The organism is Arthrobacter sp. I3 (assembly GCF_000520575.1).
Taxonomy (GTDB): domain Bacteria; phylum Actinomycetota; class Actinomycetes; order Actinomycetales; family Micrococcaceae; genus Arthrobacter; species Arthrobacter humicola_A.
This window is the reverse complement of the sequence record NZ_KI914930.1, coordinates 14,841-26,923: the sequence shown is the minus strand read 5'-3', so window position 1 is coordinate 26,923 and position 12,083 is coordinate 14,841. Positions and strand designations below refer to the sequence as shown.

Sequence of the window (12,083 nt, the reverse complement as noted above, 5' to 3'; positions counted from 1 at the left end):
GTCCGCCGTCATCCGGAAGATCGGCGCGGGCAGCAGGTGGACCTCGTCGTAGATGATCAGGCCCCAGTCGTTGCCGTCCACGAGCTCCAGGTGCGGGTACAGCCCGCCGCGCTTCGTGGTCAGGACCTGGTAGGTGGCGATCGTGACCGGCCGGACTTCCTTGACGGAGCCGGAGTACTCGCCGATCTCCGCCTCGGTCAGCGACGTGCGTTTGAGGAGCTCGTCCTTCCACTGCCGCGCGGCGACGGTGTTGGTCACCAGGATCAGTGTGGTGGTGGAGCTGGTGGCCATGGCGGCCGCCCCGACCAGCGTCTTGCCGGCGCCGCAGGGAAGGACGACGACGCCGCTGCCGCCGGCCCAGAAGTTCTCCGCGGCCAGTTGCTGGTAGGGCCGCAGCTTCCAGCCCGATTCGTTGAGCACGATGGGGTGCGGGGTGCCGTCCACGTAGCCGGCCAGGTCCTCGGCCGGCCAGCCAAGCTTGAGCAGCAGCTGCTTGAGCTGGCCGCGCTGGGAGGAATGCACCACCACCGTCTCGCCGTCGATCCGTGGCCCGAGCAACGGGGCGATCTTCTTGGCGCGGCTGACTTCCTCGAGCACCGGGTAGTCGGAGGTGCGCATGACCAGGCCGTGCTGCGGGTCCTTCTCCAGCCGGAGCCGGCCGTACCGGGACATGGTCTCTTCGACGTCGATCAGCAGGGAGTGGGGCACGGGGAAACGGGAGTACGTGAGCAGGGTGTCCAGCACTTTTTCGGCGTCCAGCCCGGCGGCCCGGGCGTTCCACAGCCCCAGTGGCGTCAGCCGGTAGCTGTGCACATGCTCCGGGGCCCGTTCGAGCTCGGCGAACGCCGCGATGGCGTGCCGGGCTTCCGTTGCGAGTTCGTGGTCGACCTCCAGCAGGATGGTCTTGTCACTCTGGACGATCAGGGGCCCGTCATTCACTGGAACAATTCCTCTGTAGCTTCTACGTCGATAATGCGGTGGATGGACAGGACCCGCTCGATCTCCTTGTCCGGATCGAACACCCGCACCCGCCCGCCATTCACAGCTACCGGAACAACCGTCTCGCGGGTGGCATTCCCCATGCTGTCCACGACGTTCATGATGACCCGCTGCCTGAGGCGGATCGCCTTCAGCAGGGTCTCGAGGCCCAGCTGGGTCGCTTCCTCGCTGCCCGGTGCCGCCGGCGGGTGGGCGCCGGAGCCCGGCGCCCGGGACCCGTTGGCGCGGAGCACGGCCAGTTGGGCCTCGATGTCGGCCTCCGGCGGAGCGGTCCGCGGGGCCGTATAGACCGGCCGGCCGCTGCCGGGCGCAGGGGTGCTGCGGCGCAGCCGGACGATCGTGGCGGCAGCTTCCTCCAGGACCGGGGCGAGCCCCAGACCCCGGAGGGCCTGGGCGGTTTCCCGGGGCGCGGCGTGGGAGACGACCACGGTGGGCGCGATGCGCACCAGCCCGAGGCCGGCCGCGGCCGGGGCGTTGAGCAGCTCCAGCAGGGCAGCCTCGTCCTCGCTTTGGATAAAGCTGGCCGCGGCCCCCACCCGGAGCCGGGAATGGCGCGCGGCAGTGTCTTCGATGAGGTACTGGAGGGGCTGCGGGATGGCGGTGGCTGAATGCTGGCGCAGGAAGTCCAGCATCGCCGCGGCGTCCTGGCCGGCGTCGAGGGCACGGCGCACGGAGGTGACGGAGAACCGGTAGATGGTGGCCGGTCCCTGCCCTTCGGCCGTGGCCATGGTCAGGAGCCGTTCGCTCAGTTCGGGGTCGAGGTAGCCCGGCGCCACCGCCGTCAGGTCCGCCTGCAGCAACACATGCTGCAGGGCCGCCGGCAGGTGTTCGCCCAGGATCCCCAGGGCGTCGTCCGGCTGCTCGGCGGCGATCGCGGCGCCCAGCTGGCTCAGCGCACCGGAGCCGATCAGGCCGAGCATCTCGGCCTCCGCGAGGATGCCGCGGATCAGCGAGCTGAAGCGCCGGGCCATCCGGGGCTGCGTCCACTCGGCACGCTCCAGCACAGCGGCGGCATCGAGGACCGGGGCCTGCCCGTCGGGCGCCACGGCCTCAAGGGTGAGTTCGTGCAGGATTTCCAGGACCCTTTTGCGGACCACCGGGGCGTCCGGCCGCTGCGCCTCGGCGGAAAGCGCATTGATGGTGGTCCCTGCCGGGCCCCGGTGCCCTGCCGGGCCCGGGGCGGCAGCATTCACCGGTTGGCCCACGAGGGACGGTGCGCGCTCGCTGGCCAGCCAGGCGTTGACCAGCCACAGCCACTGCTCCTGCCTCGGCAGCGACAGCCACTCCAGCTGCGGCGGCTGCACCCACGCAGAACTGTCGACGTCCAGGCGCAGCAGACCGGCCATTCCGCAGAGCTCCGCGAGGACACCGGCCTCGTGCACTTCCATCCGCAGGGAATCCGCCAGCCGCTTCATCTCCCGGACCCCGACGCCCCCGCTGCGCAGCGTCGCCAGCGGCTGTTCGCGCACGGTGTAGAGCACTTCGCCGACGAGCCGCAGCGTCTCGGCGATGGCGCCCAACGCGGCGTTTCGGCGCAACCCCGCGCTCGTGTTGCCCAGCCGGGGGACGGGCGGCGTGAGCGAAAAATTCTCGATGACAAACCCTCCGCGCAGCGACACTCCGACGCTGTGCGGCAGTTCGACGTGCGCGGCGTCCAGCGGTACCAGCAGCCCGCGCGCCAGCAGCCAGTCCACGGGGCCGACGTCGGCGCCTTCGTGGAGCACGGACGCCCGGCGCTGCGCCTGCGGGACGGCGCCCATGGCCCAGTTCCCGAACCGGGCCAGAAGGGCAGCGGTCCGGTCCGGTGCGGTGGCCAGGATTTGCTGGAGCGATTCCGGTGTTGCCGTCCAGTGCTGCAGGGACAGGGCGGCTTCCATCGGCGTCGTGGCGGGGGAGATGGACGCCCCGGCGCGGTGAAGTTCCCCCACCAGCTGCACCACGCGCTGTGCAAAGGCAGGCTGCAGCCGCACAAGTTCGGTGTAGCTGCGCCCGAGCCCCGCTGGGTAGATGCCAATCACGTCCTTGAGGCTGCCGACCGGAAGGTAGTGGCGCTGCTTGGCGGCGGCGGGGGTCGCGCCGTGCGGCGGATCGGCGCGGTGGACGAGGGCCAGTTCCTGCAGGGAATGGAGGAGCCGGTCGACGGCGGCAACCGAGGAGCCGTTGATCAGTTTCTTCAGCATCGCCGCCGACGCGCTGTGCCCGGTATCGGCGTTGGTGCACAGGTGCAGGGTTTCCAGGACCTGCATCTGCGGGCGGTTGAGCCGTTCGAGTGCCCGCTGCACGCTGACGCGTCCGCTGGCGCGGGCGGCGAGGGCGGCGAAGTCCGGGACGCCGGGAGAAATCAGGTCCGGCCGCGCGGAGAACAGGGCCCGCAACGATTCGTCGCTTCGTGCCTGAAGTTCCTTGCTGAGCGCGCGGATGAGGGACATCGCTCCAACGTTACCTTTCGCCGGGCCCGCGCGGGCGGCGCCGGGCTGCCACCGCGTCGACAACGAGCGCCAGCATGAGCAGGAATGCCACCGGGAGGCCGTAAAGGGCCGTCGAGGTAATCCAGGCCGGCGCCACGGCATTGTTGAAGGCCATGGCCATGACAGCGCCGACGGCAACGAGGGACAGCACAGCAAGGGTGGCCGCTACGATCATCAAAGGCCGCCGGTAACGCATCAGTGTCATGGGGGCAACGCTAACAGTCCGGCATCGCCCGCGCCTCAAGCCGTTAAAGTGAACCAGGCAGGATAACCTTGGAGATACAGACCAACACGGTCCGGGCAGTCATACCCTGAACCCGCGTATCCATGCGGATGCGGTGACCGCCGGCCGTGTCCCCGCAGAACGAAGAAGGTTGATTACGTGCCTACCGGCAAGGTCAAGTGGTATGACAAGGAAAAAGGCTTCGGATTCCTCGCGGGCGAGGACGGCCAGGAAGTCTTCCTGCCCAAGTCCGCGCTGCCCGAAGGCATTACGGAGCTCAAGGCCGGCACGCGTGTTGAATTTGGTGTAGCCGACGGACGCAAGGGTGCCCAGGCCCTGGGCCTGCGCGTGCTGGACAAGACGCCGTCCATCGCCAAGGCAAAGCGGCCCAGCGCCAGGGACCTTGCCCCGCTGGTCCAGGACCTCGTCAGCGTGCTGGATAACCTGTCCGGGACCCTGTCCGCGGGCAAGTACCCGGAAGGCAACAAGGGCAAGGCGATCGCAGCGGCCCTCCGTAAGGTTGCCGACGAGCTGGACGTATAAGGCTTTTGATGACTCAGGAACCTGATCAGTTGCCAGCGCCGGATGCCGGAACCGCAGCGCCCGCCGGGGCCAAAACCGGCTCCAAGCAGGGAATCCGCCCCCGCGCCGGCGTGCCCGTCTGGCGCACCGGCAAGCCTGACGCCTTCCTGGCCGCCGCCGTCGACGTCGCCCGCACCGCGGTGGAGGGCATTGCCCCCGCCGAGCAGATCGGCGAGCACCTCGGTGCCCGGAGCGAGGGCGACCGCCTGGTGACCCACCTGTTCGAATCCAGGCTCCCCGGATACCTGGGCTGGCAGTGGTACGCCGTGCTGACACGCAACTCGCGCTCCAAGGTGGTCACGGTGGACGAACTTGGCCTCCTGCCCTCCGAGGACTCCATCCTGGCACCTGCATGGGTTCCGTGGGCCGAACGGGTCCGCCCGGAAGACGCGCAGGCTGACGAGGCTGCCGAGGCGCCGTCCGGTCCCGAAGCGCCGTCGCAGGCGTCTGACGCCGACCAGCAGGATGACGCTGACGACGACGACGCCGACCAACAGGATGACGCTGACGCTGACGACGACGACGCCGACGACGCCGACACCGACGACGACGCCGACACCGACGACGACGAGCGGGAACGCTCAACGGGCGAGGCCGACTAGCGGTTGGAAGCGTCCGGGAGCGTGTCTGGGGAGGGCTGGGGCTGATGTCCACGTTCAAATCCCTGCACATCCTGAACTACCGGATCTGGTTCGTCGGCGCCCTTATTTCCAACGTTGGCACCTGGATGCAGCGCACCGCCCAGGACTGGCTGGTGTTCGCCCACCTGACGGCGCACGATGCCGGGGCGGTGGGAATCACGATGGCCCTGCAGCTGGGCCCGCAACTCTTCCTGGCACCCGTGGCCGGACTGGTCGCCGACCGGTTCAACCGCAAGCGGCTCCTGGTGCTGACGCAGTCCGCCATGGCGCTGCTGAGCGCGGGGCTGGGCATCCTGGTGGTCACGGGCGCGGCGCAGCTCTGGCACGTTTACGCCTTCGCCCTGATGCTCGGGGTAGTCTCCGCCCTGGACGCCCCCGTCCGGCAGACCTTCGTCTCGGAACTGGTCCAGGACGACTACCTCCCCAACGCCGTGGCCCTGAACAGCGCGTCGTTCAATGTTGCCCGGATGATCGGTCCGGCCGTCGCCGGCGTGCTCACGGCCGTCGTCGGGCCCGGCTGGGTCTTCCTCATTAATACGCTCACCTTTGTGCCCCTGTTGCTGAGCCTGGCGAAGATCCCGTCGTCGTCGCTGCGCCGGCTGCCGCGGGCACCGGCGGGCAGGGGCAGGATCCGGGAGGGGCTGCGCTATGTGAGGTACCGTCCGGATTTGGTCGTGGTGCTGGTGGCAATCTTCATCGTGGGAACCCTGGGGCTGAATTTCGCCCTGTTCATCGCAGCCATGGTGGGGACCGAATTCGGCCTGGACGCGGGGGCCTTCGGCCTGATGAATTCGATCATGGCCATCGGATCCGTCGCCGGGGCCCTGCTGTCCGCCGGGCGCGGCAAGCCACGGCTGCGGGTCATCTTCGGGGCGGCCGCCGCCTTCGGCGTGACCTCGGGCATCGCAGCCATGGCCCCGAACTACTTCTGGTACGGCGTCGCACTTGTGCCCGTGGGGCTGTTCGCGATCACCATGATGACGAGCGCCAACGGGTACGTCCAGACCACGACAGAGGCCGTCATGCGGGGCCGGGTGATGGCCCTCTACATGGCGATCTTCATGGGCGGAACTCCCCTTGGGGCGCCGCTCGTCGGCTGGGTGGCAAACACCGCCGGCCCCCGCTGGTCCATGGCGGTCGCGGCAGGCGCCGGCCTGCTGGCGGCCCTGATCGGGCTGGTGTGGATCATCCGCGCGAAGCACCTGCGGCTCCACTTCAACCGCCGCGCCCACGGACTCCGGTACTTCCGCGTCGAAAGCCGGACCGGGGCGGCCGGTGCCGGCAGGGACGCGCGGCCGGAGGCACAGCAGGGCCGACGGACCTGAAACGACGACGGCGCCGTCACGGCCTAGGTCCTCAGGGGCCGTGACGACGCCGGACGCGGGGCTACTTCTTCAGTTCCGCCACGACGAAATCGATGCACTCGAGCAGTGCCGAGACATCGTCGGGCTCGATCGCCACGAAGGTGGCGATGCGCAGCTGGTTGCGGCCCAGCTTGCGGTACGGCTCGGTGTCGACGACGCCGTTGGCGCGGAGCACCTTGGCGATGGCCGCGGCGTCGATCGAGTCATCGAAGTCGATCGTGGCGATCACGTTCGAGCGGTCCTCGGCCTTGGCCACGAACGGCGTGGCGTATTCGGACGCTTCGGCCCAGCGGTAGATGCGGCCGGCAGAATCCGCGGTCCGGCCGGCGGCGAAGTCCAGGCCGCCGTTGGCGTTGAGCCACTGCACCTGGGCGTCCAGGGTCACCAGGGTGGCCAGCGCGGGGGTGTTGTAGGTCTGGTTCAGCCTGGAATTGTCGATCGCCGTCTGGAGGTCAAGGAAGTCGGGAATCCAGCGGTTGCCGGCCTTGATCCGTGCCGCCCGTTCCAGCGCGGCCGGGGAGAACAGGCCCAGCCACAGGCCGCCGTCGGACGCGAAGTTCTTCTGCGGCGCGAAGTAGTACACGTCCGACTCCGCCACGTCCACGTTCAGCCCGCCCGCGGCCGAGGTCGCGTCCACGAGCACCAACGACCCCTCGTCGGCGCCGGCCACCCGCTGGACGGGGGCGGCAACGCCGGTTGAGGTCTCGTTCTGCGGCCACGCATAGACGTCGACGCCGGCCTCCGCCCGGGCGGTGGGGCGGGTGCCGGGTTCGGCCTTGATGATGGAGGACTCGGCAAGGAACGGCGCCTTGTTGGTGGCGGAAGCGAACTTTGAACCGAACTCGCCGAAGGACAGGTGCTGCGCCTTGTTCTCCACGAGCCCGAAGCTGGCAATGTCCCAGAACGCGGTAGATCCGCCGACGCCCAGCACCACTTCATAGCCTTCCGGTGCCCGGAAGAATTCGCTGAGGCCGCTGCGCACCGAGCCGACCAGGTTCTTCACGGGCGCCTGGCGGTGGGAGGTCCCCAGCAGCTTCGACGATGCCGCGGCCAGGGCGTCCATCTGTTCCGGCCGGACTTTGGACGGGCCGGCGCCGAACCGTCCGTCCTTGGGCAGGAGGTTGGCGGGGATCGTGATGCTGGTGTCGCTCACAGTGGCTCCAATTTTCGGCTGGTTCGTAGCGTGGCTGGGAGGTGGCGGGCAGGGATGGCTACCACGGACACCCCTCTTCATTCTGCCTGTCTTATTTTGCCTGACAGCTCCCGGCGATACAGAAAAAGGCCTGTCATAGTCCGGTCATTGAGACGCCGGGGACGGCCGGCCGGCTGGGGCTGGGACAATAGCTTCAGGTCGATCGAAAGATTATCCGGAGTAATTCAAAATAGGCTAGGCTGGCATGCGAACGTACGGCGGTTCCCGCCTGGGCGCATCCTGCATGCGGCCCGCACGCGGTACGGTGGGAATGACGCTAGGACTGCGCTCGAGGAGCTGAGCTGAATGACGGATCTGATCGATACTACGGAGATGTATCTTCGGACCATTCTGGAACTTGAAGAAGAAAACATCGTTGCCCTCCGCGCCCGCATCGCCGAACGGCTCCGCCACTCCGGCCCCACTGTGTCCCAGACGATCGGCCGGATGGAGCGCGACGGGCTGGTGGTTGTTTCCGGCGACAGGCACCTTGAACTGACGGAAACCGGACGGAAACGTGCAATCGGTGTCATGCGCAAGCACCGTCTGGCCGAACGCCTCCTCGCGGACGTGATCGGGCTCGACTGGGCCTACGTCCACGAGGAAGCGTGCCGCTGGGAACATGTCATGAGCGAACGCGTCGAGCGAAGAATCTTCGAGATGCTCAACCACCCGACAGTCTCGCCCTACGGAAACCCTATTCCGGGGCTTGCGGATCTTGGCGGCGTGCCCATTGGCGCCCCCGTGGACAGGCCCGTGAACTTGCTGGAGGCCATGGCCGGCTACGGGGCAACTTCCCGGGTTACGGTCAACCGGCTCGCGGAGCCGATCCAGGTGGAGCCGGAGCTTCTGGCCCAGCTCGACGAGGGCGGAATCAGGCCTGGCGCGCTGGTCTCGCTGGAGCGGGTGGGGGAGTACATCTCGGTCCGCGTCCCCGATATCGAAGGTGCCCTGGAGCTGCCGCCCGAGGTTGCCGCGCACGTCTTTGTAACAGTCGCCTGACCAGCCACTACGCGCCGGTCATGGGACGACCCACGAGTTGTCCACAATTGCGGTCACGGATTTATTACCGGGCGGCTTAATCGCCTATAGTTAGTGCCCAGTACCGATACCAAAGCGTTACCTGATCCGAAGCCGAGCCCTGCCAGCGGATCAGTCGCAGAACTACCTCCTGGCAGGGGCGGGGGAACCACTTTCGGCTGCTACTTCGGCAGCCTTGGGGTGAAGTCCGTCAGCGGCAAGCAGCTTCCACCGAAGGATCCCCTGGGGATGCCTCTATGCGTGGCTGCCTGCAACGGCGGACCGGGTCTTTGATCTCTCTGACCCGAATCCGACAGCTAACTTCGCAGGCCATCCAGAGAGGAACCGTTCTTGACCACCCAGACCGCCAGGGGCCGTCGCCGCGCGACCGGTCCCGCTCCGGAGCCGCGTCCCGTCGTCGCACACACGGCCGAACGCCCGCGGGACGTGCACCGCGATGAACGCCGTCGCCGTCGCAGTCCGTTCCGCCAGGTCACGGACTTTGCCGCGGCCAGCGGAGTCGGGCAGAAGGCCGGGATCGCACTGGCCGCAACTGGTCTGGTTCTCACCGTGACGGTCCCCGTCACGAGCCCGGTGATGGCTTCGAATCCGGGCGGATCCGGCGCGCTCTCCGCCGCCGTGCAGCCGGATGTCACCGCTGCCGCCGCCGCCAAAGTCGACTTCAGCCGCACGGCCGTCACCACGAAGGGCGATCCGGACGGGAAACTCAAGCAGCTGCTGAGTGCCCAGTCTGTGGGTACCATCACCCGCGCGGCATCGGCCGGCACCCTGGGTGCGCCGCTCGACCAGCTGGTCACGGCCTCGCCCTTCGGCTACCGTGTCAGCCCCATTACCGGGGGCGCGGGGGAGTTCCACCGCGGCCAGGATTTCGCCGCCCAGTGCGGCACGGCGGTCCACGCGGCCGCCAGCGGCACCGTGACCTTCAACGGCTGGCATCCCTTCGGCGGGGGAAACCGCGTGGTCATCGATCACGGCAACGGCCTGGAGACCACGTACAACCACCTGTCCTCGGCTTCGGTCAAGGTCGGCCAGAAGGTTTCCCGCGGTGACGTCGTCGCCATGAGCGGAACCACCGGCGCCTCCACGGGCTGCCACCTCCACTTTGAAGTGATGGTCAACGGCGATGTCGTTGACCCGCTCGGCTGGCTCTAAAAAGACGATGGGCTGCTCTCAACTTCCTGTGACACGCCGTGATCTGAATGTGACATTGGATCAGGACTGCTGTAGGGTTTGAAGCACGCCAACTTTTCCGAAGTTGGCGCTCTTGAGTGGATTGCCTAGCTCTGCCACCGCTCAAGGTCCGTTCGCATTACATCGTCTGGCAGGGGCGGGGGAACCAATTTTGGCCTTCGAAAGAAGGCCTTGGGGTTAAGTCGCAAAGCTTCCCAGGAAGCAGCGCGGCCGGGTGACTCCCATCCGAATCCGACAGCTCACCTCGTAGGCATTGGGAGAGGCTACTTTCGTGTCTTCACGCCACAATTCTGCGCGCATGCGCACCGGCGAGGCTCTGTCGAGCCCGCTGGAATCCACATCACGTGCCGCCCTTGCCGGCGCCCGGATTGGATCACGTTCCGCAGGCTCAATCGCTACCGAGCCCGGACAGCATGCAGTTTCCGCTTTTGGCGCGTCTTCGCAGTACACCCTTCGCTAAGTAACCCATTTCGGGGCGATCCGGCGTACCCCCAAGATGCCGGAGCGTCCTCAGTCCGTGCCCGAAAGCGCGCGGTCCAAGGATCACGAAAGAGAGAACTTAATGACTACTCGTGCAAACGTTGCACGGCACCGCGCCGAGGTCACCAAGACCAACTCGCTGGCTGTAATTGCTAAGGCTGTCGGCGACAACGCCGGCGGCGTGGGCCGTCAGGCTGCGGTCATCGCCGCAGCTTCCGGTCTGGTCCTGACCAGCGGAATCGCAGCCAACGCTGCTGAAACCAATGTTCAGCGCGAATCCACCTCCGCTTCGGCCCTGGAAGTCCAGTCCGCAGCTCCGGCCACCATCTCGGCCGCTTCCACCATCGCGATCTCCTACGAGAAGCCGGCCGTGACCACCACCCCGGCTCCCGTCGTCGAGGCTCCCAAGCCCGTCGTGAAGGTCCAGGACGCCACGGCCACGGCTACAGCCACCCGCGCCGGCGGCACCGAGCTTGGCGTCAGCGGCGGCGTCGCCGCCCAGGCCCCCGCGGGCATCGGAAGCGGCGCAGGCGCGACCATCGCCGCTGCTGCCTACGCACAGATCGGCGTGGCGCAGGACTGCACCGCCCTCGCCACCAACGCCCTGGCCGCGGCCGGCATCCACTACCACGGCTGGCCGGCAGGTTACCTGTCCCTGGGACGCACCGTGAGCGCCGCCGAGGCACGCCCGGGCGACCTCGCCTACTACCAGAACGGCGGCGTGGGCATGGCTCACATCGCGGTCTACGTCGGCAACGGCATGGCAGTGCACGGCGGCTGGAACGGCGGCACCACCGCGCTGTACAGCGTCAACGTCGGCTCCGGCCCGGTCTTCATCCGCGTCGGCGCCTAAGCACGAACCCCAGCATTCCGAAAGACCCCCGCCTCCAGGCGGGGGTCTTTTGCGTTGCCGCGCAGTGAACTTTCCGCGCTGAGGACCGCGCCGGTGAAAAAATATTCGGTGATCCGGCACTTGAGTGTTTACTCTTGTGTTGTCGATCCATAGCCCGACCATGCAGAGGGCAGCCGGCCCTCGTGCCGCTGGCGGGTGCGGCCGTGAAGAGGTATGCGGATGCGCACTCTCGTTCTGAATGCTGGATATGAACCGCTGGCGGTCATCACCTTCCGCCGGGCGCTCGTCCTTGTCCTGACCGGAAAGGCCAGCGTGGTGGCCGAAGGGGACGACCCCGTGGTCGGCCCGCAGGACATTTTGGGCCGCCCGTCCGTGATCCTGCTGAACCGCTACATCCGGCCAAGGTACAACACGATGACTGCGGTGAGCCGCCGCGGCGTGCTGCGCCGGGATGCCCACCGCTGCGCGTACTGCGGCAAGGCTGCCCACACCATCGACCACATCCAGCCCAAATCGCGGGGCGGAGCCGACTCCTGGGAGAACCTGGTGGCGGCGTGCCTGCGGTGCAACAACGCCAAGAGCGACCATACGCCGGCGGAGATGGGCTGGAAGATCGGTTTTGTTCCGGGCCCGCCAAAGGGTGCCATCTGGCAGATCAAGGAACTCGAGAAGCCGACGCCGGCCTGGGATCCGTTCCTGCTGCCTGAATCGGCTGCCTGATCGGCCTCCTAGCTGATTGATCAGCCGGTGAAGACGCTGCCGGCGCACATTACGGCTTGTTCAGTGGCCGCTGGCGCCGCGCTAGGCTGAACCGATGGAGTTCGATGCCATCATTCTCGCCGGGGGGCGGTCCTCACGCCTCGGCGGCGTGCCCAAATCCGGGCTGATCTACGACGGCGCCACCCTCCTGGAGCGGTCACTTCGGGCCGCGGGAGCGGCGCGGCGCACCGTCGTCGTCGGCCCCGACCCCGGGGGCCTGCCCGGCGGCGTCCTGACCTGCCGGGAAGAGCCGCCCTTCGCGGGTCCGGCCGCAGCCATCGCGGCGGGGC

The 12,083-nt window shown here is 67.9% G+C and carries 12 protein-coding genes and 2 riboswitches; of the genes, 8 read left to right on the top strand and 4 right to left on the bottom strand.

Annotation, left to right across the window (positions count from 1 at the left end):
• The 3 genes from Y706_RS28230 to Y706_RS0113230 form a co-directional block, all read right to left on the bottom strand.
• A partial coding sequence (locus Y706_RS28230; protein WP_043436147.1) for a helicase-associated domain-containing protein occupies positions 1–939 on the bottom strand: 939 nt, incomplete at its 3' end.
• Entirely contained in the window at positions 936–3,428 is a 2,493-nt protein-coding gene (locus tag Y706_RS0113235) for a helicase-associated domain-containing protein (protein WP_028276949.1), read from the bottom strand. The genes Y706_RS0113235 and Y706_RS28230, both read right to left, overlap by 4 nt.
• 10 nt (positions 3,429–3,438) lie before the next feature.
• The gene (locus Y706_RS0113230; RefSeq protein WP_028276948.1) at positions 3,439–3,672 is read right to left on the bottom strand and encodes a hypothetical protein; all 234 of its coding nucleotides are present in this window, start codon (positions 3,670–3,672) and stop codon (positions 3,439–3,441) included.
• 177 nt (positions 3,673–3,849) lie between these two features.
• Between Y706_RS0113230 and Y706_RS0113225 the strand changes: the two genes are divergently transcribed.
• Genes Y706_RS0113225 through Y706_RS0113215 form a run of 3 tightly spaced genes read left to right on the top strand, consistent with a single transcriptional unit; the run spans position 3,850 to position 6,238 of the window.
• Positions 3,850–4,233, top strand: a complete 384-nt coding sequence (locus tag Y706_RS0113225) for a cold-shock protein (protein ID WP_018776003.1) — start codon at positions 3,850–3,852, stop codon at positions 4,231–4,233.
• Between the two features lie 8 nt (positions 4,234–4,241).
• Positions 4,242–4,874 (top strand): DUF3027 domain-containing protein, encoded by a 633-nt coding sequence (locus Y706_RS0113220; RefSeq protein WP_043436146.1) that lies wholly within the window; start codon positions 4,242–4,244, stop codon positions 4,872–4,874.
• A gap of 44 nt (positions 4,875–4,918) precedes the next feature.
• The gene (locus Y706_RS0113215) at positions 4,919–6,238 is read left to right on the top strand and encodes an MFS transporter (protein ID WP_028276946.1); all 1,320 of its coding nucleotides are present in this window, start codon (positions 4,919–4,921) and stop codon (positions 6,236–6,238) included.
• 61 nt (positions 6,239–6,299) lie between these two features.
• On the opposite strand, the gene serC is transcribed toward Y706_RS0113215, so the two are convergent.
• Entirely contained in the window at positions 6,300–7,430 is a 1,131-nt protein-coding gene (serC, locus tag Y706_RS0113210) for a phosphoserine transaminase (protein WP_028276945.1), read from the bottom strand.
• A 345-nt stretch (positions 7,431–7,775) separates the two neighbouring features.
• Between serC and Y706_RS0113205 the strand changes: the two genes are divergently transcribed.
• From Y706_RS0113205 to Y706_RS25445, 5 genes are all read left to right on the top strand, one after another.
• Positions 7,776–8,471 (top strand): iron-dependent transcriptional repressor DtxR, encoded by a 696-nt coding sequence (locus tag Y706_RS0113205; RefSeq protein WP_028276944.1) that lies wholly within the window; start codon positions 7,776–7,778, stop codon positions 8,469–8,471.
• 149 nt (positions 8,472–8,620) lie between these two features.
• Positions 8,621–8,836: riboswitch (cyclic di-AMP (ydaO/yuaA leader) on the top strand.
• Between the two features lie 4 nt (positions 8,837–8,840).
• The gene (locus tag Y706_RS0113200) at positions 8,841–9,662 is read left to right on the top strand and encodes a M23 family metallopeptidase (RefSeq protein WP_028276943.1); all 822 of its coding nucleotides are present in this window, start codon (positions 8,841–8,843) and stop codon (positions 9,660–9,662) included.
• A gap of 122 nt (positions 9,663–9,784) precedes the next feature.
• Positions 9,785–9,968, top strand: a riboswitch (cyclic di-AMP (ydaO/yuaA leader).
• Positions 9,969–10,263: 295 nt separating this feature from the next.
• Positions 10,264–11,034 (top strand): NlpC/P60 family protein, encoded by a 771-nt coding sequence (locus Y706_RS0113195; protein WP_028276942.1) that lies wholly within the window; start codon positions 10,264–10,266, stop codon positions 11,032–11,034.
• A gap of 219 nt (positions 11,035–11,253) precedes the next feature.
• A complete protein-coding gene (locus Y706_RS0113190; protein WP_026266867.1) occupies positions 11,254–11,754 on the top strand; it encodes an HNH endonuclease in 501 nt (166 codons plus the stop codon).
• Positions 11,755–11,848: 94 nt separating this feature from the next.
• On the top strand, positions 11,849–12,083 hold a 235-nt coding region (locus tag Y706_RS25445; protein ID WP_043436145.1), incomplete at its 3' end, for an NTP transferase domain-containing protein.